The sequence below is a fragment of the Streptomyces sp. NPDC006529 genome (assembly GCF_040611795.1).
In the GTDB taxonomy this organism is placed as follows: Bacteria; Actinomycetota; Actinomycetes; order Streptomycetales; family Streptomycetaceae; genus Streptomyces.
The window spans coordinates 116,166-137,086 of sequence record NZ_JBEXPB010000005.1 but is presented as its reverse complement, the minus strand read 5'-3'; the positions used below and the strand labels follow the sequence as shown (position 1 = coordinate 137,086).

20 protein-coding genes and 1 tRNA gene are annotated in these 20,921 nt (G+C 74.4%); 11 read left to right on the top strand and 10 right to left on the bottom strand.

Features of this window, described 5'->3' with window-relative positions:
- Positions 1-44: 44 nt before the first annotated feature.
- Positions 45-620 carry a DUF1707 and FHA domain-containing protein gene (locus ABZY31_RS06630; protein WP_356405502.1) on the bottom strand — a complete coding sequence of 192 codons (576 nt, stop codon included), beginning with the start codon at positions 618-620 and terminating at the stop codon, positions 45-47.
- A gap of 127 nt (positions 621-747) precedes the next feature.
- Here ABZY31_RS06630 and treZ point away from each other — a divergent pair, with 127 nt between their 5' ends.
- Positions 748-2,562: a malto-oligosyltrehalose trehalohydrolase gene (gene treZ, locus ABZY31_RS06625; RefSeq protein ID WP_356405501.1), complete on the top strand. Its 1,815-nt coding sequence runs from the start codon at positions 748-750 to the stop codon at positions 2,560-2,562.
- A 21-nt stretch (positions 2,563-2,583) separates the two neighbouring features.
- Here the strand turns inward: treZ and ABZY31_RS06620 are convergent, their stop codons facing one another.
- Positions 2,584-3,735 (bottom strand): aminopeptidase P family protein, encoded by a 1,152-nt coding sequence (locus ABZY31_RS06620; protein ID WP_356405499.1) that lies wholly within the window; start codon positions 3,733-3,735, stop codon positions 2,584-2,586.
- A gap of 164 nt (positions 3,736-3,899) precedes the next feature.
- Between ABZY31_RS06620 and ABZY31_RS06615 the strand changes: the two genes are divergently transcribed.
- Positions 3,900-3,972: transfer RNA gene (locus tag ABZY31_RS06615), tRNA-His, on the top strand.
- 70 nt (positions 3,973-4,042) lie between these two features.
- On the opposite strand, the gene ABZY31_RS06610 is transcribed toward ABZY31_RS06615, so the two are convergent.
- The 6 genes from ABZY31_RS06610 to ABZY31_RS06585 all read right to left on the bottom strand — a co-directional run bounded on the left by ABZY31_RS06610 (position 4,043) and on the right by ABZY31_RS06585 (position 10,543).
- Entirely contained in the window at positions 4,043-4,798 is a 756-nt protein-coding gene (locus ABZY31_RS06610) for an alpha/beta hydrolase (RefSeq protein ID WP_356405497.1), read from the bottom strand.
- 148 nt (positions 4,799-4,946) lie between these two features.
- Entirely contained in the window at positions 4,947-7,010 is a 2,064-nt protein-coding gene (locus tag ABZY31_RS06605; RefSeq protein WP_356405495.1) for a phosphocholine-specific phospholipase C, read from the bottom strand.
- A gap of 300 nt (positions 7,011-7,310) precedes the next feature.
- Complete coding sequence (gene msrB, locus ABZY31_RS06600; protein WP_356405493.1) at positions 7,311-7,718, bottom strand: peptide-methionine (R)-S-oxide reductase MsrB; 408 nt, start codon at positions 7,716-7,718, stop codon at positions 7,311-7,313.
- 13 nt (positions 7,719-7,731) lie between these two features.
- The gene (gene murC, locus ABZY31_RS06595; protein ID WP_356405491.1) at positions 7,732-9,126 is read right to left on the bottom strand and encodes a UDP-N-acetylmuramate--L-alanine ligase; all 1,395 of its coding nucleotides are present in this window, start codon (positions 9,124-9,126) and stop codon (positions 7,732-7,734) included.
- 48 nt (positions 9,127-9,174) lie between these two features.
- Entirely contained in the window at positions 9,175-9,642 is a 468-nt protein-coding gene (locus tag ABZY31_RS06590; protein WP_356405489.1) for an indole-3-glycerol phosphate synthase, read from the bottom strand.
- 127 nt (positions 9,643-9,769) lie between these two features.
- A complete protein-coding gene (locus ABZY31_RS06585; protein WP_356405487.1) occupies positions 9,770-10,543 on the bottom strand; it encodes a pyrimidine reductase family protein in 774 nt (257 codons plus the stop codon).
- 99 nt (positions 10,544-10,642) lie between these two features.
- Between ABZY31_RS06585 and zapE the strand changes: the two genes are divergently transcribed.
- The 5 genes from zapE to ABZY31_RS06560 all read left to right on the top strand — a co-directional run bounded on the left by zapE (position 10,643) and on the right by ABZY31_RS06560 (position 15,682).
- Complete coding sequence (gene zapE, locus ABZY31_RS06580; protein ID WP_356405652.1) at positions 10,643-11,731, top strand: cell division protein ZapE; 1,089 nt, start codon at positions 10,643-10,645, stop codon at positions 11,729-11,731.
- A 66-nt stretch (positions 11,732-11,797) separates the two neighbouring features.
- The gene (locus tag ABZY31_RS06575; RefSeq protein ID WP_356405485.1) at positions 11,798-12,223 is read left to right on the top strand and encodes an OsmC family peroxiredoxin; all 426 of its coding nucleotides are present in this window, start codon (positions 11,798-11,800) and stop codon (positions 12,221-12,223) included.
- Positions 12,224-12,417: 194 nt separating this feature from the next.
- On the top strand, positions 12,418-13,794 hold the full coding sequence (locus ABZY31_RS06570; protein ID WP_356405483.1) for an alkaline phosphatase PhoX: 1,377 nt from the start codon (positions 12,418-12,420) through the stop codon (positions 13,792-13,794).
- 83 nt (positions 13,795-13,877) lie between these two features.
- Positions 13,878-14,792 carry a PPK2 family polyphosphate kinase gene (locus ABZY31_RS06565; protein ID WP_356405481.1) on the top strand — a complete coding sequence of 305 codons (915 nt, stop codon included), beginning with the start codon at positions 13,878-13,880 and terminating at the stop codon, positions 14,790-14,792.
- Positions 14,793-14,809: 17 nt separating this feature from the next.
- Positions 14,810-15,682: a polysaccharide deacetylase family protein gene (locus ABZY31_RS06560; RefSeq protein WP_356405479.1), complete on the top strand. Its 873-nt coding sequence runs from the start codon at positions 14,810-14,812 to the stop codon at positions 15,680-15,682.
- Positions 15,683-15,698: 16 nt separating this feature from the next.
- Here ABZY31_RS06560 and ABZY31_RS06555 read toward each other — a convergent pair whose 3' ends face one another.
- Positions 15,699-15,908: a hypothetical protein gene (locus ABZY31_RS06555; protein ID WP_356405478.1), complete on the bottom strand. Its 210-nt coding sequence runs from the start codon at positions 15,906-15,908 to the stop codon at positions 15,699-15,701.
- A 61-nt stretch (positions 15,909-15,969) separates the two neighbouring features.
- The gene (locus tag ABZY31_RS06550; RefSeq protein WP_356405477.1) at positions 15,970-16,644 is read right to left on the bottom strand and encodes an AIM24 family protein; all 675 of its coding nucleotides are present in this window, start codon (positions 16,642-16,644) and stop codon (positions 15,970-15,972) included.
- 82 nt (positions 16,645-16,726) lie between these two features.
- Between ABZY31_RS06550 and ABZY31_RS06545 the strand changes: the two genes are divergently transcribed.
- From ABZY31_RS06545 to ABZY31_RS06530, 4 genes are all read left to right on the top strand, one after another.
- Positions 16,727-17,431 (top strand): peptidyl-tRNA hydrolase, encoded by a 705-nt coding sequence (locus ABZY31_RS06545; RefSeq protein WP_356405475.1) that lies wholly within the window; start codon positions 16,727-16,729, stop codon positions 17,429-17,431.
- Positions 17,432-17,566: 135 nt separating this feature from the next.
- Positions 17,567-19,000: a DUF692 domain-containing protein gene (locus tag ABZY31_RS06540; RefSeq protein ID WP_356405473.1), complete on the top strand. Its 1,434-nt coding sequence runs from the start codon at positions 17,567-17,569 to the stop codon at positions 18,998-19,000.
- Positions 18,997-20,058 (top strand): TIGR04222 domain-containing membrane protein, encoded by a 1,062-nt coding sequence (locus ABZY31_RS06535; protein ID WP_356405471.1) that lies wholly within the window; start codon positions 18,997-18,999, stop codon positions 20,056-20,058. Before ABZY31_RS06540 ends, ABZY31_RS06535 begins: the two co-directional genes overlap by 4 nt.
- Positions 20,059-20,067: 9 nt before the next feature.
- Positions 20,068-20,850 (top strand): TIGR04222 domain-containing membrane protein, encoded by a 783-nt coding sequence (locus tag ABZY31_RS06530; protein ID WP_356405469.1) that lies wholly within the window; start codon positions 20,068-20,070, stop codon positions 20,848-20,850.
- Positions 20,851-20,921: the final 71 nt, after the last annotated feature.

Below are 20,921 nucleotides of genomic sequence, written 5' to 3'. Positions count from 1 at the left end.
ATCCGACGTCTCGTTCGTGAGCGGCAAGTTCCGGGAGGGCGGCGCTAGTTCGCAGAGAGCCGGTAGACCATGTTGCCGAAGCCGACCTGGTCGCCGGCGCGGACGACGGCCGCGCCGGTGACCCGCTGGCCGTTGACGGTGGTGCCGTTGGTGGAGCCGAGGTCCCGCAGCACCCACAGGCCGTCGCGCAGGCTCAGTTCGGCGTGGTGGCGGGAGACCGTCTCGTGGACGAGCCGCAGCCCGCTGCCGGGGTCCCGGCCGATGGTCAGCGCGTACCCGCCCGCGCGGTGCGGAGGGAGCATCAGCTTCGGCAGCTTCTCCGCGGCCCAGGCGCGCCGGATCCCGGCGCTGACCGCGGAGGCCCGGCCGACCCAGCCGAACAACCGCTGCGTCAGGGGGCTTTCGGATCCGCCGCGGCGCCGCACGTCGAGGTCCGCGGTCAGGACGGCCAGGTCTTCGGACCGGCGCGCGACCAGCGCGAGTTCCATCCGGCGCACGAAGGTGTCGTGCGAGAGCCGGCCGTCGGCCGCGCCGTCCCGCAGCCGGCCGAGGGCGCGGTCGCGTTCGGCGTCGGAGACCCGCGGCGCCGGGTAGGCGGAGAACTCGAAACTGGACGTCACAGGGTGATTGTCGGCCCGTCGTGCGTCAAGTGTCCAGAACACCCGCGTCCGGCCCGCGATGATGGGCAGGGTCGAGACGCCGTCGTGGCACGCACACCGGGTGCCGCACGAGACGAGGGGACCCTCCATGCAGTTCGAGGTGTGGGCACCGCAGGCAGGGCAGGTGGGTCTGCGGCTGAACGACGGCACGCGGGACATGGCGCCCGATCCGGAGCGGGACGGCTGGTGGGTGGCGGCGGCCCCCGCCGCCGCCGGTGACCGGTACGGGTTCCTGCTGGACACCGACGCCCCGGACGGGGACCGGCCGCGCGTACGGCCCGACCCCCGCGGCCGGCGGCTCCCCGACGGCCCGGACGGGCTGTCGGCGGTGGTGGACTTCGAGGCGCTGTTCCCCGGCGCGCCGGCCCCCGCGCCCGGCATCCCGCTCCAGGACGCCGTCCTCTACGAGCTGCACGTCGGCACCTTCACCCCCGAAGGCACCTTCGACGCGGCCGCCACCCGGCTGCCCCACCTCGTGGCCCTCGGCATCACGCACGTCGAGCTGATGCCCGTCTGCTCCTTCCCCGGACGGCACGGCTGGGGCTACGACGGGGTCGCGCCCTGGTCCGTGCACGAGCCGTACGGCGGCCCGGCCGGGCTCGCCCGGTTCGTGGAGGCGGCGCACACGGCCGGGCTCGGGGTGGTGCTGGACGTGGTGCACAACCACCTCGGCCCCTCGGGCAACCACCTCCCCGCCTTCGGCCCGTACTTCACCGACACGCACCAGACGCCGTGGGGTGCGGCGGTCAACCTGGACGCGCCCGGCTCCGACGAGGTCCGCGCGTACCTGCTGGACAGTGCGCTCGGCTGGCTGCGGGACTACCGGATCGACGGGCTCCGGCTGGACGCGGTGCACGCGCTGGCCGACGGCCGGGCGCTGACCTTCCTGGAGGAACTGGCCGCGGCCGTCGACGCGTTCGCCGCCGACAGCGGACGGCCGGTGTTCCTGATCGCCGAATCGGACCAGTGCGACCCGCGGACCACGACCCCGCGCGCGGCCGGCGGCCTGGGTCTGACCGCGCAGTGGAACGACGACTTCCACCACGCCCTGCACTGCGCGCTGACCGGCGAATCGCAGGGCTACTACGCCGACTTCGCCCGCGCCCCGCTCGGGGCCCTCGCCAAGACCATGACCCGGGCGTTCTTCCACGACGGCACCTGGTCCTCCTTCCGGGGCCGCACCCACGGCCGTCCCGTGGACCGGCGCCGCACCCCCGCACACCGCTTCCTCGGCTACACCCAGACCCACGACCAGATCGGAAACCGGGCGCTGGGCGACCGGCTCTCCGCGTCGCTCTCCCCGGGGCTGCTGGCCTGCGCCGCGGCCCTGGCGCTGACGGGTCCCTTCGTGCCGATGCTCTTCATGGGCGAGGAGTGGGGGGCGCGGACCCCCTGGCAGTACTTCACCGACCACCCGGACCCGGAGCTGGCGCAGGCGGTGCGCTCCGGGCGCCGCCGGGAGTTCGCGGCGCACGGCTGGAAGGCGGAGGAGATCCCCGATCCGCAGGACCCGGCGACCCGCGCGCGGTCCTGCCTGGACTGGGCCGAAGCCGAGGTGCCGGGGACGCCGGGGGCCGCCGCGGAGACCGGCGCGGAGGGCGGCTCCGCCCACGTCCGGCTGCTGGAGTGGTACCGGCGGCTGATCACGCTCCGCCGGACCCTGCCCGACCTGCGGGACCCGGATCTCGCGGCGGTCCGGGTGGCCTGCGACGAGGAGCGGCGCTGGCTGACCTTCCGGCGCGGTGACGTCCGGGTCGCGGTCAACCTGGCCGCCGAGCCGGTGACGATCGCGCTGGGCCGCAACGGCGTGCGGGTGCTGGCCGCGTGGGAGCCGCTGGAGCACCCCGGTCCGGACGGCCGCCTCCACCTCGCGGGCGAGTCGGCGGCCGTCCTGGGTCCGTGAGGGCCGGCCGGGCGGGCGCGGCTACTCGACGACGGCCAGTTCGTGCGGGGCGTTGTTGAAGCTGCGCCCGCCGTCCTCGGTGACCGTGACGATGTCCTCGATCCGGACGCCGAAGCGCCCCGGCAGGTAGATGCCGGGCTCGACGGAGAAGCACATGCCGGGGACGAGGGGGCGCTCCTCGCCCTCGATCATGTAGGGCGGCTCGTGCGTGGTGACGCCGATGCCGTGGCCGGTGCGGTGGATGAACCGCTCGCCGTAACCGAACTCGGTGATCACGGCGCGGGCCGCCCGGTCCACGTCCTGGCAGGCGATGCCCGGCCGGACCGCCGCCACGGCGGTCCGCTGGGCCTCGCGGACGACGTCGTGGACGCGCTGCTCCTCGGCGGTCGGTTCGCCGACGTGGACGGTGCGGGAGATGTCGGAGCCGTACCCGTGCTTGAGGCCGCCGAAGTCCAGGACCACCATGTCACCGTGGGTGATGATCCGCTCGCCCGCCTCGTGGTGCGGGTTGGCGCCGTTGGGTCCGGAGCCGACCACCGTGAAGTCCACCTGGGAGTGTCCGTACTCGCGCAGCAGGGCGGCCAGGTCGGCGGCGACCTCGGTCTCGGCGCGCCCGGCGAAGCGCACTCCGAGGATCCGGGCGTACGCGGCGTCGGCGGCGGCCCCCGCCGCCTCCAGCCGGGCCAGCTCGCGGGCGTCCTTGACCGCGCGGAGCATGGGCAGCGCGTCGGTGAGCGAGACGTAGGACGTGGTGGGCAACTCCCGCTGGAGGCCCAGCAGGTGGAGCGCCCAGGTGTTGTCGCTGACCCCGAAGCGGCCGGACGCGTCCAGCAGCGGGGCGGTGGCGCCGTAGGGGTCCTTGCCGTCGGTCCAGTCGCGCAGGGTGAGCGCGCCCGCACCCGGCGCCGCGGCCGCGTCGGGGGCCTCCAGGGTGGGCACGACGAGCACCGGGTCCCGTCCTGCGGCCAGCACGAGCAGGGTCAGCCGCTCGGTGTCCACGGGCCGGTACCCGGTCAGGTGGGCGAGGTCAGGCCCCGGGGAGATCAGCAGACCGGCCAGCCCGGCGTCGGCGGCGCTCTGCGCGGCGGCGGCCATCCGGGCGGCGTAGTCGGCGGCGGTGAAGGGCTCGGGGGCGGTGTCGGGTGCGGTACCGGGTGCGGTGTCGAAGGCCATGGGGCGATCCTGCCGTGCGCCCCGCGGCGAGCGCGACGGCCGCGCCGGTCGGATCCGGGGGCGCGGGCGGTCCGTACGGCCCGCTTAATGGTGTCGCAGGGCGGCCCCCCTGATCGGCTATGCTGTGCATGCACATCGAACGGGTGGTTCCGCCGCCCTTCGTGGTGGGTGTAGCTCAGTTGGTAGAGCACCTGGTTGTGGTCCAGGTGGCCGCGGGTTCAAGTCCCGTCACTCACCCTGATCCCGTGGGGGGTACGAGGTTTTCCTCGTACCCCCCACGGGTTTTTCGCGCGCCGCGCACGGGGCGTCAGGACCTCAGGAAGGCCTCGGTCTCCGTCACGAAGGCGACCGGTGTCTCCTGCGCCGGGTAGTGGCCGGAGCCGGGCAGCACGTGGACGCGGCAGTGCGGGTACCAGGCCTGCCAGGTGGACCGCATCAGGTCGGCGGTGAGCGCGAGGTCGTACGCCCCGACGAGGGCCAGCACCGGGACGGTGTTCCCCTTGACCGCGGCGGACAGGTCGAGCCCCTGCCAGTCGGCGAAGTACGCGGCGAAGGCATCGGGGCGGGAAGCCTCCAGGGAGTGGCGCACCATGCCGTCCAGCCAGTGGCGACTCGCGCGGTTGCCGGTGACCAGATCCAGGATGATCCGGCGCTTGCCGGGGTCCTCGGCGGCGCCGCGGAAGAGCGCGTGGGTGGCCTCGTCCATCGCGTAGGGCCCGGCGGGCACCGGGGCGACGCCGACCAGCTTCTCGATCCGCCCCGGGGCCCGGACCAGCACCTGCTGGGCGGCCTTGGCGCCCATGGAGTGCCCGATCAGGGAGAAGGTGTCCCAGCCCAGCTCGTCGGCGAGGGCCAGCACGTCGTCGGCGATCTCGCGGACGGTGTAGCGGCCGGGGACCTCCTTGCGGTCGCCGTAGCCCCGGTAGTCGGGGAAGGCGTACGAGAACGCCCCGGGGTCGAGGGCGTCGAGGGCCGACCCCCAGTGAGCGCAGGTCCCGAACCAGTCGTGCAGCACGATGACGCGGACGGGACCGGAACCGATCCTGCGGTGGGCGATGGCCATGCGTTCTCCCTCGGTGACGGGAACGGGGGCGGTGCGGGTGACGGACTCCGCCGCCGTACGTTCTGCCCAGCCGGCCCCCCGTCACACCACGCCCCCGGCCGGCCGCGCGCGGCGCGCGCGGGGACGGCCGGGGGCGGCGGGGACCGCGTCAGGCGGTCCTGATCGCCGGGTCGGAGACGCCCGGGGCGCCCGTCTCCACGTGGCCTGCGAAGCGGCGCAGGAAGCCGGCGTCCGCGTCTGAGACGACCCTGACGTCGTACCAGCGGCCGGTGGCCTGGAGGTTCACGGTGTGCGCGACCGTGGCCCCGGCGAGCACCTTGAAGGTCTGGGCGGCGCCGCCGTAGGCGTTGGTCACCGTGAGGTTGACGGCGGTGGTGCCCGCGTTGGTCATGGACAGCTCCAGGTTGCCGGAGGCCGCGACGTGACGCGCGCTCACCTCGGGCCCGGCCTTCTTCGCGGGTCCCCTGAAGGTGCGCAGGAAACCGTTGGGCCCCCAGACCGTGAGGTCGATCCGGTTGCTGGTGGAGCTGCTGGTGCTCCAGGTGTCGGAGAGCGTGCGGCCCGCCTCGACGGTGTAGGGCCAGGGGCCGTCCGTCCGGTTGCCCGAGGTGCTGTGGAAGTGGGCGCCCAGCGCCGGTCCACTGGCGAAGGTGAGGGTGAACTGGCCGGTGGAGACGGTGGCCCGGCCGTCCACGTACGGGGCGTAGCCGAGCGCGCGGGTGGGTTTGGCGCCCGGCTCCTGCACCGGCAGGGCGCCGGTGGCCGGCGGAACCGGGTGGTAGGAGGCGTGCGTGTTGTGGTCCCGCGGCAGGTAGCCCGCGGTGGACGGCAGCGCGGCGGGCACGGCGTCGGCCCGGGTGAAGTCGAAGGCCGCGGTCAGGTCACCGCAGACGGCGCGGCGCCAGGGCGAGATGTTGGGCTCCTGGACGCCGAAGCGCTTCTCGATGAAGCGGATCACCGAGGTGTGGTCGAAGGTCTCGGAGCAGACGTAGCCGCCCTTGCTCCAGGGCGAGACCACGATCATCGGCACGCGCGGGCCGAGCCCGTAGGGGCCGGCGGCGTAGCCGGTGACCCCGCCGGTGTAGAGGTCCCGGGTGACGTCGGCGGTGGACAGGCCCCAGGCCGAGGAGGCCGGCGGGTACGGCGGGACGACGTGGTCGAAGAAGCCGTCGTTCTCGTCGTAGGTGATGAAGAGGGCCGTCTTCGCCCATACGTCCGGGTTCGAGGTCAGCGCGTCCAGGACCTGGGAGATGTACCAGGCGCCGAAGTTGGCGGGCCAGTTCGGGTGCTCGCTGAAGGCCTCGGGTGCGGCTATCCAGGAGACCTTCGGCAGGACGCCGTTCCTGACGTCGGCGCGCAGCCGGTCGAAGTAGCCCTCGCCCGCCTTGGCGTTCGTACCGGTACGGGCCTTCTCGTACAGCGGGCTGCCGGGCTGGGCGGTGCGGTAGGAGGTGAAGTACAGCAGGGAGTTGTCGCCGTAGTTGCCGCGGAAGGCGTCGCCGGTCCAGCCCCAGCCGCCCGCGGCGTTCAGCCCGTCGCCGACGTCCTGGTAGACCTTCCAGGAGACCCCGGCCGCTTCGAGGCGCTCGGGGTAGGTCTTCCAGCCGTACCCCGCCTCCTGGTTGCCGAGGACCGGGCCGCCGCCGGCGCCGTCGTTGCCGGTGTGGCCGGAGAAGAGGTAGTAGCGGTTGGGGTCGGTGGCTCCGATGAAGGAGCAGTGGTAGGCGTCGCAGACGGTGAAGGCGTCGGCGAGGGCGTAGTGGAACGGGATGTCGTTCCGGTTCATGTACGCCATGGTCGTGGCGGTCTTCGCCGGGACCCACTTGTCGTACTTGCCGTTGTTGTGGGCCTGGTGGCCGCCGGCCCAGTCGTGGTTGAGCCCCTCGACGAACTGCATGCCCAGGTCGGCGGCGGTGGGGTGGAACGGCAGGATGTCCTTGGTGCCGTTGGACTGCTGGAAGACGGACTTGCCGTTGTCCTGGAGGACCGGGCGCGGGTCGCCGAAGCCGCGGACCCCCTTCATCGTGCCGAAGTACTGATCGAAGGAACGATTCTCCTGCATCAGTACGACGATGTGCTCGACGTCCTGGAGGGTGCCGGTCGTGCCCTGCGCGGGGATGGCGGCGGCGCGGGCGATGCTCTCCGAGAGCAGCGAGGCGGCGGCGGCGGCGCCCGTGATCCGGAGGAACCGGCGGCGGTCGAGTTCTGCCATGGCGTGAGGACCTCTGGGGGTGAGGAGGGGTGCTGCGGGGCGCTGAGGGGCGACCCAAGGACAACGTGCCCGTCCCACCTTCAGGAAACTCCTTCGTGACGCGCCGCCGTACAGTCGGCCAACGCCGTTCCCCGGCGCGGGACATGGCGCGGGACATGGCGCGGGACGGCGCGGGCGCGGGGAATGCCGCGCGGCACGCGAAAACGCCGGGGCCCGCTGTCGGTCGACAGCGGGCCCCGGCGGTGTCCGGACGGCGTCCGGGCCTCCCGGCCCGGCTCTCCTCGTCCACTCCCTTTCGGGCTACCCCTCTTCGGGGGCCAGGCGCAGGGAGATGGAGTTGATGCAGTAGCGCTGGTCGGTCGGGGTCGGGTAGCCCTCGCCCTCGAAGACGTGTCCGAGGTGCGAGCCGCACTTCGCGCAGCGGACCTCGGTGCGGACCATGCCGTGCGTGGTGTCCGCGATCAGCTCGACCGCTTCGGAGTCCTTCGGGTCGAAGAAGGACGGCCAGCCGCAGTGCGACGCGAACTTCTCCGTGGACCGGAACAGCTCGGAGCCGCAGGCCCGGCAGGAGTAGACGCCGGGCGTGGTGGTGTCCGTGTACTCACCGCGGAAGGCGGGCTCGGTGCCGGCCAGCCGCAGCACCTGGTACTCCGACGGGGTCAGCTCCGCCTGCCACTGCTCGTCGGGCTTCTCGATCTCGTACGCCATCGCGCCTCTCCCCTTAGTTCGCCAGCCGGGCCAGGATGGCCGGACCGAGGTCGGTCACGTCACCCGCCCCCATGGTGAGAACGAGGTCGCCCGGCTTCGCCATTCCCGCGATGACGTCCGCGACGGCGTTCTTGTCGTGCTCGGCGCTGACATCGGCGCCCGCGGCGCGCGCCGCGGCGATGATGATCTCGCTGGTGACCCCGGGGACCGGGTCCTCGCGGGCCGGGTAGATGTCGAGGACCACGGAGGCGTCGGCGAGCGCGAGGGCCTGCCCCATCTCCCGGCCCAGCTCCTGGGTGCGGGAGAAGAGGTGCGGCTGGAAGACGACCAGGATCCGGGCGTCCCCGGCGGCGCCGCGGATGGCCTCCAGGTCGGCGGTCATCTCGGTGGGGTGGTGCGCGTAGGAGTCGATGACCTGCACGCCCGCAGCCTCACCCTTGAGCTGGAGGCGGCGGTTGACGCCGGTGTACTTGCCGAGTGCGGAGGCCAGGTTGTGCGCCGGGATGCCGAGGGCCACGCCCGCGGCGAGGGCGGCGACCGCGTTGAGCGCGTAGTGGCGGCCGGGCACCGAGACGGTGAAGGTGAGCAGCTTGCCGCCGATGAGGACGGTGACCTCGCCGGCCAGCCCGCGCGGGGTGATCTTCAGGACGCGGACGTCGGCGGTCTCGGTCTCGCCGTAGGTGACGACGTTGACGGAGGACAGGTCGCGGACCCGGCGGGTCAGCTCGACGGCGCCCTCCTGGTCGGCCGAGACGACCAGGGTGCCGCCGGGGACGATCCTGCCGACGAAGGTCTCGAAGGAGTCGTGGATCTCCTCCATCGAGGCGTAGTTCGCGTGGTGGTCCAGCTCGCTGTTGAGGACGATGGCGACCTGGGGCGCGTACTTGTGGAAGCTGCGGTCGCTCTCGTCCGCCTCGGCGACGAAGATGTCGCCCTCGCCGTGGTGGGCGTTGGAGCCGGGGACGTCCAGGTCGCCGCCGATGGCGTAGGAGGGGTCCAGGCCGAGCGCCGAGAGGGAGACCGCCAGCATCGAGGTGGTGGTGGTCTTGCCGTGCGTACCGGCGACCGCGATCGGGCGCAGGCCATCCATCAGCGCGGCGAGCGCGTCGGAGCGGTGCACGACCGGGACGCCCAGCTCGGCGGCGCGGGCCAGCTCCGGGTTGTCGGCGCGGATGGCGCTGGAGACGACCACGCAGGTCGCGTCGTCGGCGAGGTGCCCGGCGGCGTGTCCGAGGTGGACGGTGGCGCCGTGGGCGCGCAGCGCGGCGGCGGTCTCGGAGTCACGGGCGTCGCTTCCGGCGACCCGCGCACCGCGCTGGGCCAGGATCTTCGCGATGCCGGACATTCCGGCGCCGCCGATGCCGATGAAGTGGGGCCGTTCCATGGCGGTCGGCAGGCCGGGCGTCATACAGGTCGCTCCTGATGGTCAAACGTGACGGTGTGCGTGGCGCCCAGCCTATTCGTTGTGGGCGAAGAGTTTGAGCACCGGAACCCCGACCTTGTGCCGCGCCCGGGAGGCCCAGTCCCGGTGGAAGAACTCCTCCACGAAGTGCGGGGCGGTCAGGACGATCACCTCGTCGGCTCCCGTCTCCGCCACGACGGCCTTCAGTTTGTCGAGCGGGTGGTCCTCGATCACCTGTCCGACGGCCTTGGCGCCCTTGGCCCGCAGGGCCGCCAGTGAGAGGGCCAGGGCCTGCTCGGCGGGGCCGCGGGCGGCGTCGCCCTCGGGTTCCTCCCCCTCGCGCAGGGCCTCGGGCAGCTCGCCGAGCGCGACGTCGTCGATGGCGCGCAGCAGCCGGTCCTGGTCGCCCCGCGGCTGCATCAGGACGAAGAAGGAGACCGGGTCGTCCCCGTGCAGGCTGGTGACGAAGTCCACGTCTACGGGTGTCAGAGGCTGCTCGATCATCAAAACGCTCGTGAACACGGACGTCCTCTCCTTCATCGGCCGTGGCCGGCCCCTGCGGAAACCATCCTGCCCCGCTGGCGCACGGGGCTCGCGCTGGTATATGTGCCCAGCGGAAGCAAAGCGGAACGACAAATTCCGCCTCTTGTCAGATCCGACGGTAACGCGTGTAGAGGAACCCGGCCTCTTCCAGCAGCAGGGCCAGCGCGAGCCGCTGCGGTACGTCGACCCGCGGGCCCCCCGCGATCCGCTGGGCGTCACCCGCCGTGAGGGTCGGCGAGACGCTCAGGCACAGCTCGTCCAGCACCTCCGCGGCCACGAACTGGCCCAGCAGCCGCGGCCCGCCCTCGGTGAGCTGACGGCGCAGCCCCCGGTCCGCCAGCTCCCGCACCGCCCGGGCGGGGTCCACGCCCGCGCCCTCACCGGCGACCACCACTTCGGCCCCGGACGCGGTCGCCGCCGCGACCCGGTCCGCGGGGGCGGCGGCCCCGGTGAGCACCAGGGTGGGCACGAGCGGCTCGCGGAAGAGGGGCAGGGTGAAGTCCAGGTCCAGGCCGGCGGTCACCACCGCGATGACCGGGGCGGGACCCTGGCCCGCGGCGGCCCGGCGGGCGGCGAAGTCGGCACGGGCGCGGGCCGGGCGGTAGCCCTCCTGGCGAACCGTTTCCGCGCCCACGACCACCACGTCGGCCAGGGCCCGGAGGGTGCCGAAGATCCGCATGTCGGTCTCGCTGGAGAGGGGGTGCGAGCGCCCGTCGTGCTGACCGGCGCCGTCGAGCGAGGCGACCATGTTGGCGCGCAGCCAGTGCGCCCCGCCGTCGAGCGCGGGGTACGCGTAGGCCTCCGCCAGCTCGTCCAGGGACCACGGCCGGTCGTCCGGGGCGGGGGATGTCTGATCGGTCACAGGGAACAGGCGTCGCATCGGTGCAGTCTGCCACGCCCCGTAGAGTTGAGTGCTGTGTCAACCTCTCTCTCCCCCTCCGGTGCCGACGCCCACCCCGCCGCCACCGGACGGAGCCCGATGGCCGACGCGGGACCCGGTGACGGACCCGACGCGGGCCCGCTCGCGCTGTGCGCCCGCGCGCCCCACGTGCCCGCCGAACGGCTCGTCGCCGAGATGGTGCCGCCGCCCCGTTTCGACTCGGTGCGCTTCGCCACCTACAACCCCGATCCGGACCAGCCGAGCCAGTCCGAGGCGGTCACCGTGCTCAGCGGCTTCGCCGCCGGTCTGGGCGGGGCGCACGCGAGCGGCGCGGGCAAGCGGCGCTGGTTCGCCAAGAACCCCAAGAAGGCGGCCGCCGCGACCGGCCCGCGCGGGGTCTACCTCGACGGCGGCTACGGCGTCGGCAAGACCCACCTGCTGGCCTCCCTGTGGCACGCCACCCCGGCCGAGCCCGCGCTCAAGGCCTTCGGCACCTTCGTGGAGCTGACGAACCTGGTCGGCGCGCTCGGCTTCCAGCAGACCGTCCAGACCCTGGGCGGGCACCGGCTGCTGTGCATCGACGAATTCGAACTGGACGACCCGGGCGACACCGTGCTCGTGTCCTCGCTGCTCAGCAGGCTCGTCGAACAGGGCGTCGCGCTCGCGGCGACCTCCAACACGCTGCCCGGCAAGCTCGGCGAGGGCCGGTTCGCGGCCGCCGACTTCCTGCGCGAGATCCAGGGCCTGTCGGCGCAGTTCCGCCCCCTGCGGATCGACGGCCAGGACTACCGCCACCGTGGCCTGCCCGAGGCGCCCGCGCCGTACTCCGACGAGCAGGTCGCCAAGGCGGCGTACGCCACGCCCGGCGCCAGCCTCGACGACTTCCCCGGGCTGCTCGAACACCTGGCCAAGGTCCACCCGAGCCGCTACGGCGCGCTCACCGAGGGCGTCACCGCGGTCTGCCTCACCGACGTCGGCGCGGTGCCGGACCAGTCGACGGCGCTGCGCCTGGTGGTGCTCGCCGACCGGCTCTACGACCGCGAGATACCGGTCCTGGCCTCCGGGGTGCCCTTCGACCGGCTGTTCAGTGACGAGATGCTGAACGGCGGGTACCGAAAGAAGTACTTCCGCGCCATCTCGCGCCTCACCGCGCTCGCCCGCGACGCGAAGGGCCTGGTCGCCCAGTAGGTTTGGGGTCCGCCGGGCCGGTTCCCAAGCCGCCCGGCAGCTTCCGCCTATGTGAAGGGATCGCCCATGGCCACCACGCGTCACGCGCACACCGTCTGGGAAGGCAACCTGCTGGGGGGCTCGGGGGTCGTCACCCTCGACTCCTCGGGGATCGGTTCCTACGACGTCTCCTGGCCGTCGCGCGCCGAGCAGGCCAACGGCAAGACCAGCCCGGAAGAGCTGATCGCCGCCGCGCACTCCAGCTGCTACTCGATGGCGCTCTCGCACGGTCTGGACGGCGCGGGCACTCCGCCCACCCGCCTGGAGACCAAGGCCGACGTCACCTTCCAGCCGGGTGAGGGCATCACCGGCATCCACCTCAGCGTGCGCGCCGAGGTGCCCGGCCTGGACGCCGAGGCCTTCGCCGCCGCGGCCGAGGACGCCAAGAAGAACTGCCCGGTCAGCCAGGCCCTGACGGGGACCACGATCACGCTCTCCGCCGAGCTGCTCTGACCCCCGCGCCACCGGCTCCCGCCCGTCCGCTGCCTCCCCGCTCCGGGAGCGGGCGGCGGGCGGGCGGGCGGCGCAACCGGGGTTTACCCGCAGGTGTGACACCGCGGCGGGCCCGACCGCGTCGCGGTCCCCCCGGCCCGGCCCCGTGGTAGGACGGCCCGGAACATCTCCGGTCCCGCCATGGGGAGTTGCCGATGCCCACCACCCGCCGCAGCCTGCTCGCCGCAGGCGGCACGGCCGCCGCCATCGCCTTCACGGGCGCCCTGGGCGCCCTCTTCCCGACCGCCGCGGGAGCCCGTCCGCGCGCGGCGCTCCCCGCGCCGCCCGCCGAGGGCTACGGACCGCTCGTACCGGACCCCGCCGGGCTGCTGGACCTGCCCGCCGGGTTCCGCTACCGGGTGCTGTCCCGGGCCGGGGACCGGCTGCGCTCCGGCGAGGGCGCCGTCCCGGCCAACTGCGACGGCATGGCCGCCTTCGCCGCCCCGGCCGGCGGCGTGCGGCTGGTGCGCAACCACGAGAACCGCACCACCGCGGCCCTGCGCGTACCGCCGGTCGAGGGGCTGACCTACGACCCGGCCGCGCTCGGCGGCTGCACCGTCATCGACCTCTGCCCGGCGGGCGAGGTGGTCGGCGAGCGGGTGGGCATCGCGGGGACGGCCGTCAACTGCGCGGGCGGGCGCACCCCCTGGGACACCTGGCTGACCTGCGAGGAGACCGAGGACACGGCGGGCGTCGCCGGGTACGCGAAGGACCACGGCTACGTCTTCGAGGTGGACCCGGCCGACCCGCGGCGCTCGGATCCGGTCCCGCTGACGGCGATGGGCCGCTTCGCCCACGAGGCCGTGGCGGTGGATCCGGTGCGCGGGGTCGTCTACGAGACCGAGGACGCGTTCGTCAAGCCGTTCGGGCTGTTCTACCGCTTCCTGCCGCGGCGCCCGCTGGGCGGCGCGGGCTCGCTGCGGGCCGGGGGTGCGCTGGAGGCGATGCGCGTGCGGGGGGTGGCGGACCTGGCGTCCGTGACCGAGCCGGGGGCGGTGTTCCCGGTCGAGTGGGTGCCCGTACCGGACCCGTCGGCGGCCCGCACGCCGATCCGGCTCCAGGACTTCGGCCCGGGCGGGATCACGCACGCGCAGAAGCTGGAGGGCTGCTACTGGAGCGGGGACGTCGTGCACTTCGTCTCCAGCTTCGCCCGCAGCCGCGAGGGGGCGGCCGCCGACCACTTCGGCCAGGTCTGGTCCTACGATCCCGTGCGCGCCCGGATCCGCCTGGAGGTGGTCTTCGGCCCCTCCACGGACATCCGGCTGCCGGGGGACTCGCCGGACAACATCTGCCCGGCACCGGACGGCGGCCTGATGGTGTGCGAGGACGGCGGCGGGGCGCAGTACGTCTTCGGGCTGACGCGGACCGGCACGGTGTACCCGATGGCCCGCAACGCGGACGACATCGGTACGCCGGGCGCCCCGGAGTACGGCGAGTTCGCGGGGGTCACCTTCGCCCCCGACGGCCGGACGATGTACGTCAACGCCTACGCCCCGGGCACCACCTTCGCGGTGACCGGCCCCTGGCACTGACCCCGCGCCGCCCGCGCCCTCGCGCCGCCGCCCGATCCGGGTGAAGATCGTACGGAAGCCGTGCGAGGGCAGAGGGGGCCGTGGTGGCCGAGCGGAAGAAGGACAAGGACACGCACACCGGGTCCGCCGGACCGGACCGGTCCGTCGGGGAGCTGCTGCGGGTGCCCGTCGGGGAGGCGGTCCACCTGGCGCGGATCGACGCCCGCTCGACGCCCGGCGCGCCCGGCGGGAAGGGGGCCGGCAAGGCGGGCCGCAAAGCGGCCGGGCTGGCGGACACCGCCGCGATGGGCGAGCGGCTCGCCTCCCTCCAGGAACGGCTGTACGCCGCCGCGACCGCCGGGGACCGGCGCCGGGTGCTGCTCGTGCTCCAGGGCATGGACACCAGTGGCAAGGGCGGCACGGTCAAGCACGTGGCCGGCCTGTTCAACCCCGCGGGCTGCCGGACCAGGGCCTTCAAGGCTCCCACGGCGCGGGAGCTGGACCACCCCTTCCTGTGGCGGATCAAGAAGGCCCTCCCGCGGCCGGGCGAGATCGGCGTCTTCGACCGCTCGCACTACGAGGACGTGCTGATCGCCCGGGTCCACGAGCTGGCGCCGCGCAACCGGCTGCGCCGCCGCTACGCGCAGATCAACCGGTTCGAGCAGGCCCTCGCGGACGACGGGGTGAGCATCGTCAAGGTCTTCCTCCACCTCTCCTACGAGGAGCAGCGCGAGCGGCTGCTGGCCCGGCTGGACGATCCGGCGAAGCACTGGAAGTTCAGCCCCGGGGACATCGAGGAGCGCGCCCTGTGGCCCGCCTACCAGGAGGCCTACGAACTGGCCCTGGAACGCTGCTCCAGCGCCGCCGCGCCCTGGTACGTCGTGCCCGCCGACCGCAAGTGGTACCGCAACTGGGCGGTCGCCGCGCTGCTCCTGGAGCACCTGGAGGCGCTCGCGCCGCGCTATCCCGAGGCGGACTTCGACGTGGAGGAGTGCCGCTCCCGGCTGCTTACCTCATAGTCATATATTTTGCGTACGTGACCATTCCTGTACGCAAAGTGGCCGTTCTCGTCGCGCTCGGCGCCTCCCTCGCCGGCTGCGGAGGCGGCCCGGCCGCCCCGGCGGCCCTCGGCCCGGCCAAGCCGGAGGCGCCCCGTTCCGCAACGCCGTCGGGCCCCGCGTCGCCCAGCGCCCCGGCCCCGGCCGCCAAGGCCCCCACGATCGCCCCCGGCCCGGGCGGGCTGACCCCGGTCTTCGAGCGCGCGCGGCAGAGCACCGACAAGACCGTCGCACTCACCTTCGACGCGGACATGACTTCCGACCAGGGGCCGCGCGCGGCGGCGGGCGAGCACTTCGACAACCCGCAGCTGATCTCCACGCTGAAGCGGCTGAAGGTGCCCGCCACCGTGTTCATGACCGGCCGCTGGGCCGAGGAGTACCCGGACCAGGCCAAGGCCATCGGCACCGATCCGGACTTCGAGATCGCGAACCACTCCTACAGCCACCACGCCTTCAAGTCCCCCTGCTACGGACTCCCCGCGCTGGACGGCGCCGCGGCCCGGGCCGACGTCGACCGGGCCTTCGAGGCCTTCCGGAAGGCCGGCGCGGTCAACACCGTCCCCTACTTCCGCTTCCCCGGCGGCTGCTACGACGACCAGGCGCTGCGGGTCCTGTCCTCGGCCAAGGTCACGGCCGTGCAGTGGGACGTGGTCAGCGGGGACGCCTTCGCCAAGGACCCGGACGCGGTGGCCGAGCAGGTGCTGGCCGGCGTGAAGCCCGGTTCGGTCGTGGTCATGCACTGCACCCGCAGCGCCGCCCCCGTGACCGAGGAGGCGGTGGCCAAGGTCGTCCCGGAGCTGCGCAAGCGCGGCTACCGCTTCGTGAAGGTGTCCGACCTGATCGGCAAGTGAGCCGGGCCCGCGCGCCCTAGCCGGAGCAGGCGGTGCGCTGGGCTTCCTGCCACTCGCACACCGGGCACAGCACCACGCCCGGGGTGGCGACCCCGTACTCGGTGGGCTTGCCGCACTGCACGCAGTCCGCGTACGGCGGCCCGGGCACGCGCCCGGCCGGCGCGGCGGGCGCGGGGCAGTACGTCGCGTTCTCGTGCGGGCGCTGCGGCCCCTCCCACTGGTCCATGCCCCCGACGGTACCCGGGCCCGCCGGCCGCCGCCGCGGCGGCGGCTTCGCGGGCGCCGTTTCAGTGCGCGGCGGCCGCCTCGGTGACCTCGCTCGGGCGGACGATGACGAAGCCCTCGCCGCGCAGCATCAGCTGGACGGCCTCGCCGGAGCCGCCACGGATCATCGAACCGACGGACTGCGAGCGGTGCAGGCCGGTCTCCAACTGGGCGCTCCAGCCGACGACCGCGTCCGTGTCGACGTACACCGGCGCCTGCGCGGTGACGGGGATGATGATCGGATTGCCGTCGCAGACCAGGGCGAGCTTGCCGTAGCCGGTGAAGACGCTGTTGAAGAGGCCGCCGCCGGTCATTCCGGCGCCCTTCACCATCTTGATCTCGTACGCCAACGTCGGGTCGAAGCACAGGACGTTGCGGCCGTTGAGGCTCAGCGCGTCGCCCTGCTCGATCTCGACGATGAAGCAGTTCCCGGCCTGGTGCGCGAACCAGGCCTCGCCCTGCCCGCGGACCGACATCAGGGCCAGGCCCTCGCCGGTGACCGCGCGCTTGAGCATGCCCCCGATGCCCTGGCCCTTGCGCTCGAACTGGAGGTTGCCCCGGAAGGCGATCATCGCGCCCTGGCGGGCGAGCATTTCACCATTGACGGTGTACTTGACGGATTTGGCGTTCTGCAGCTCCATGCCGGGGGCGGTGGGTGCCTGGGCCAGGTTCTCGGTTGCGAAAAGATCACTCTTCATGGGGGGATCCTCGCCCGCGCAGGGCCGCACGGGCATCCTCCTGAAGTCGGAGGCGGCGGGGCGGGATGGCAGACTTGGCCGGATGAGCGCTCCCGACACGGCCCCCGACACCTCCCGCGACGAGGCCCCGCAGTTCGTGCTGCCGCTGGTGGTCCGGCTGGAGAAGACCGCTCCCCCGGCCCGGACGGACGCGCTGGAGACCGCGGCCCGCGCGGTCCTGGTGCTGCTCTCGGACGAGCGGGCGTGCGGCGAGGGCGAGTGGGCCCGGGCGGTCCACGACTGGCAGGACGCGCGGATCCGCAAGGTGGTGCGCCGGGCGCGCGGCGCGGAGTGGCGCAAGGCGGAGACCCTGCCGGGCATCACGGTCCGGGGCGCGGGGGCCGAGGTCCGCGTGTTCCCGCCCGTCCCGCTGGACGGCTGGCCGAAGGAGCTCGCCAAGCTCCAGGTGTCCGGCACCGACCTGGACGACCCGGAACCGGTCGCTCCGGCGGCGCCCGGCGTGCCGGTGCTGTGGCTCAACCCCGAGCTGGAGATGTCGGCGGGCAAGGAGATGGCGCAGGCCGGGCACGCGGCGCAGCTGGCCTGGTGGGAGCTGACCGGCCCCGAGCGGGCGGCCTGGCGGGCGGACGGTTTCCGGCTGGCCGTGCGGACGGCCGCGCCCGGGCGGTGGGCCGCGCTGACCGGGAGCGGGCTTCCGGTGGTCCGGGACGCAGGGTTCACCGAGATCGCGCCCGGCTCCTGCACCGTGGTCTCCGACCACCCGGCCCTGCGCGCCCGCCTGCGGTAGCGGCAGGGGCCCCTCCCCTTCTTCCGTCCCGTACGGAACCTCAAATATTGCTCTGAACGTCCCTATCCTGCGGTTGGCGGGTCTTCGCCGGGGCCATGACACCGGCACGACCGCTTGGAAGGGGGCGAGGGGTACATGAAGCGCACGGCACACCTGGGGGTGGGCATCGGCTGGCGGCCGGAGATCGCGGACGCGGTGGAGCGGCTGCCGGACCTGGACTGGGTCGAGGTGGTGGCCGAGAACATCTGCCCGGGCCACCTCCCCGCCTCGCTGTTGCGGCTGCGCGAGCGCGGCACCACGGTCGTCCCGCACGGCGTCGGCCTCGGCCTCGGCGGCGCCGACCGGCCCGACCCGGCGCGGCTGGCCGCCCTGGCCGAGCGTGCGGTGGCGCTGGGGGCGCCGCTGGTCAGCGAGCACATCGCTTTCGTACGGACCTCCTCGCCGGCGCTGGAGGCCGGGCACCTGCTGCCCGTGCCGCGGACCCGGGACGCCCTGGACGTGCTGTGCGAGAACGTGCGCATCGCCCAGGACGCGCTGCCGGTCCCGCTGGCCCTGGAGAACATCGCCGCGCTGATCCGCTGGCCCGGCGAGGAGCTGACGGAGGGACAGTTCCTGGCCGAGCTGGTCGAGCGGACCGGCGTACGGCTGCTGATCGACGTGGCCAACCTGCACACGAACCGGGTCAACCGGGGCGAGGACCCGCTCGCCGCGCTGGACGCGGTCCCGCTGGAGGCGCTGGCGTACGTCCACGTGGCGGGCGGGGTCGAGCGGGACGGCGTGTGGCACGACACCCACGCGCACCCCGTCGCGCCGGTCGTCCTCGACCTGCTGGCGGAGCTGCGCGCCCGGGTGGACCCGCCGGGCGTGCTGCTGGAGCGCGACGACGACTTCCCTGCGGAGGCGGAGCTGGCGGGCGAACTGAGCGCCGTCCGCGCGGTGGTCCGGGGCGCGGGCCGGCGCCCGGAGCCGCCCGCGCCGCGCTCCCCCGCGCCCGCCGTTCCCGGCGGCTCCGGCGCGCCCGGGAAGACCCCCGCGCCCGGGGACCTGCCGGCCGCGCGCACCCGGGTCGGCCTCGGCCAGGCCGCCCTGCTGTCGGCGCTGGTCGCGGGGACGCCCGTACCCGAGGGGTTCGACGGGCGGCGGCTGCGGGTGCAGTCGCGCGCCCTCGCCGCCAAGCGCGCGGGAGTGGTCCGCAAGCTGGCCCCGGAACTGGTGGAGATCCTGGGCGCCGCGGCCTACCGCGAAGCCTTCCTGCGGTACGCCCGCAGCCGCCCCATGACCGGCGGCTACCGCCGCGACGCGCTCGACTTCGCCGAGCACCTGCTCATCCGGGACCTCCCCGAGGACGCGGCGGCCCGCCGCCGGCTGACCGAGTGGTGGCAGGACCGGGCCGGGGTCCGTCCCCCGGGACGGCTGGCCCGCTGGGCGCGGACCCTGCTGCCCGGGCGGCGCAGGCCGCCGCGCCCCGACGCCCCGGCCGTGGCCGCCGCGGGGGCGCACCCGGCCCGCAGCGGGCATGCCGCGCCCGCCCGGCACACCGGTCCGGCAGCCGCCCGGAGCGCGAGATGAACGCGCTCGCGGTCCTCGTCTGGGTGACCGTCATCGCCTCGTCCGTCGCACTGCACCTGGGGATCCGGCGCTTTCGCACCCGCCCGGCCGGTCCGGTGCCCCGGCTGCACGACCTCTCCGAGGCCGCCTTCCTCTCCGGCGGCCCGGGCCGGGTCGTCGACGCCGCGCTCGTCTCGCTGCTCTGCGACGGCCGGCTCGTCATCGGCGGTCCCGGCATCGTGCACGCGCTGCCCGGGGTGCGCGCCCACGACCCCGCCGAACGGGCGGTGCTCCAGGCGCACGCGGCGGCGCCCTCGGGGGCCCTGCACGTCCTGCGGGCGGCGGCGATGCGGGACCCGGCCGTCCAGGAGACCGGGGACGCGCTGGCCGACCGCGGGCTGATCGCGCTGCCCGGCACCGGCCGGGTGTGGCGGCGCTGGGGCAAGATCCAGGCCGTCACCTGCGTGCTGGGCTTCCCGCTCGCGATCGCGCTCACCGTCCTGCAGTTCACCGGTGGCCCCCCGCACGGCTTCCAGGTGCCCTTCGTCTTCATGGTGTTCCCGGTGCTGCTCGGCGGCGCGGTGGCGGGCGGGGTCGGCGCCTCCCGGGCCCTGGGCCGGGTCACCACGGCCGGGCGCCGGGCCCTGAACGAGATCCGCGCGCTGCACGTGCGCGACCGGAGCGCGCAGGTCCAGGCCGCGCTGTTCGGGCTGGCGGGGGTCCGGGACCCGTACCTGCGGGCGCAGCTACTGCCCGCCGCGCGGCTCGGCGCCGCCCGCGCCGCCTCCGCGCGCCGCCGCTCCCCGCACTCCGGCGGGTCCGCCGGGTCATCCGTCGACATGCTGCCCGTCGTGTGGTGCGCCGGGAGCGACGGCGGCGGGGCGAGCGGCTGCGGCGGCAGCTCCGGGTCGAGCTGCGCCGCCCCGTCGTCGAGCTGCGGATCGTCCGGTTCCTCGTGCGGCTCGTCGGGGTCGGGCTGCGGCTCCTCGGGAAGCAGCTGCTCCAGCTCCTCCAGCAGCTGTTCCAGCGGTTCGAGTTGTGGCGGTTCGTCCAGCAGCAGCTGTTCCAGCAGCTCCTGACGTCCGGCCGTGTTCTGGATCCCGCTGCTGCTGACGGCCTGGGCCGGGGCGCTGCTGTCCTGCGCCCGTCTCCTCGCAGCCGCGTCCGGCGACGCGGAGCCCGCCCCCGGCGGGGCCCCCGCGCACCGCTACGACGGGCTGGGCCTGTACGAGGCGGCCTACCTGGCGGGCGGTCCCCGGCGGGTCGCCGAGCTGGCGATGCTCTCCCTGGAGGCCCGGCGGAGCCTGCTGCTGAGCCGTACCGGCTGGGCGACCGTGCTGGACCCGGCCGGCCGCGATCCGCTGGAACGCTGCGTGCTCGCCGCGTGCGGGCCCGACGGGCAGGCACCGGTGGAGGCCGTCCGTAGCGCCGTGGCCGGGGGCGGGGCCGTACGGGCGCTCGCGGAGCGGCTCGGTACGGCGGGCCTCGCCCTGCCCGGGGGCGCCCGGGCGGGCGTCGCCGCGGGGGTGGGGGCGGTGCGCGGGGCCGGTGCGCTGATCCTCGTGCTGGCCGCGGCCTCCCTCGCGGTACCCGGCGCCACCTCCCCGGCCCTGATCCTGTGCGGGTTCGCGCTGCCGCTGGTCCTCACCCTGGGCTGCCTGGGCATCGCCCGCTTCGAGTCCCACCCGTACTCCTCCTGGGCGTCCCCCGCCGGACAGCGGCTGCTCACGGCGCTGGACCGCGAGCGCGGGCGCGACGAGCCGCTGGTGGCCGTCGCCGTGCGCGGGATCCGCGCCGTCGCGGATCCGGAGCTGCGGGCCGCGCTGTCCTGCGGCGACCGGGCGACGCTGCCGCGGCAAGGGAGGTACTGAGCGCGACACCCGGCCGTGATCCTGTACAACCGGGCCGCCCTGACGTCCCATCAGCTGATCCGATGAAAGGA

Coding starts and splice junctions, on each gene's coding strand:
- treZ (WP_356405501.1), top strand. CDS start 748: ATGCAGTTCGAGGTGTGGGCACCGCAGGCAGGGCAGGTGGGTCTGCGG.
- ABZY31_RS06620 (WP_356405499.1), bottom strand. CDS start 3,735: ATGGCCTTCGACACCGCACCCGGTACCGCACCCGACACCGCCCCCGAG.
- ABZY31_RS06610 (WP_356405497.1), bottom strand. CDS start 4,798: ATGGCCATCGCCCACCGCAGGATCGGTTCCGGTCCCGTCCGCGTCATC.
- ABZY31_RS06605 (WP_356405495.1), bottom strand. CDS start 7,010: ATGGCAGAACTCGACCGCCGCCGGTTCCTCCGGATCACGGGCGCCGCC.
- msrB (WP_356405493.1), bottom strand. CDS start 7,718: ATGGCGTACGAGATCGAGAAGCCCGACGAGCAGTGGCAGGCGGAGCTG.
- murC (WP_356405491.1), bottom strand. CDS start 9,126: ATGACGCCCGGCCTGCCGACCGCCATGGAACGGCCCCACTTCATCGGC.
- ABZY31_RS06585 (WP_356405487.1), bottom strand. CDS start 10,543: ATGCGACGCCTGTTCCCTGTGACCGATCAGACATCCCCCGCCCCGGAC.
- zapE (WP_356405652.1), top strand. CDS start 10,643: ATGGCCGACGCGGGACCCGGTGACGGACCCGACGCGGGCCCGCTCGCG.
- ABZY31_RS06575 (WP_356405485.1), top strand. CDS start 11,798: ATGGCCACCACGCGTCACGCGCACACCGTCTGGGAAGGCAACCTGCTG.
- ABZY31_RS06570 (WP_356405483.1), top strand. CDS start 12,418: ATGCCCACCACCCGCCGCAGCCTGCTCGCCGCAGGCGGCACGGCCGCC.
- ABZY31_RS06555 (WP_356405478.1), bottom strand. CDS start 15,908: ATGGACCAGTGGGAGGGGCCGCAGCGCCCGCACGAGAACGCGACGTAC.
- ABZY31_RS06550 (WP_356405477.1), bottom strand. CDS start 16,644: ATGAAGAGTGATCTTTTCGCAACCGAGAACCTGGCCCAGGCACCCACC.
- ABZY31_RS06545 (WP_356405475.1), top strand. CDS start 16,727: ATGAGCGCTCCCGACACGGCCCCCGACACCTCCCGCGACGAGGCCCCG.
- ABZY31_RS06540 (WP_356405473.1), top strand. CDS start 17,567: ATGAAGCGCACGGCACACCTGGGGGTGGGCATCGGCTGGCGGCCGGAG.
- ABZY31_RS06535 (WP_356405471.1), top strand. CDS start 18,997: ATGAACGCGCTCGCGGTCCTCGTCTGGGTGACCGTCATCGCCTCGTCC.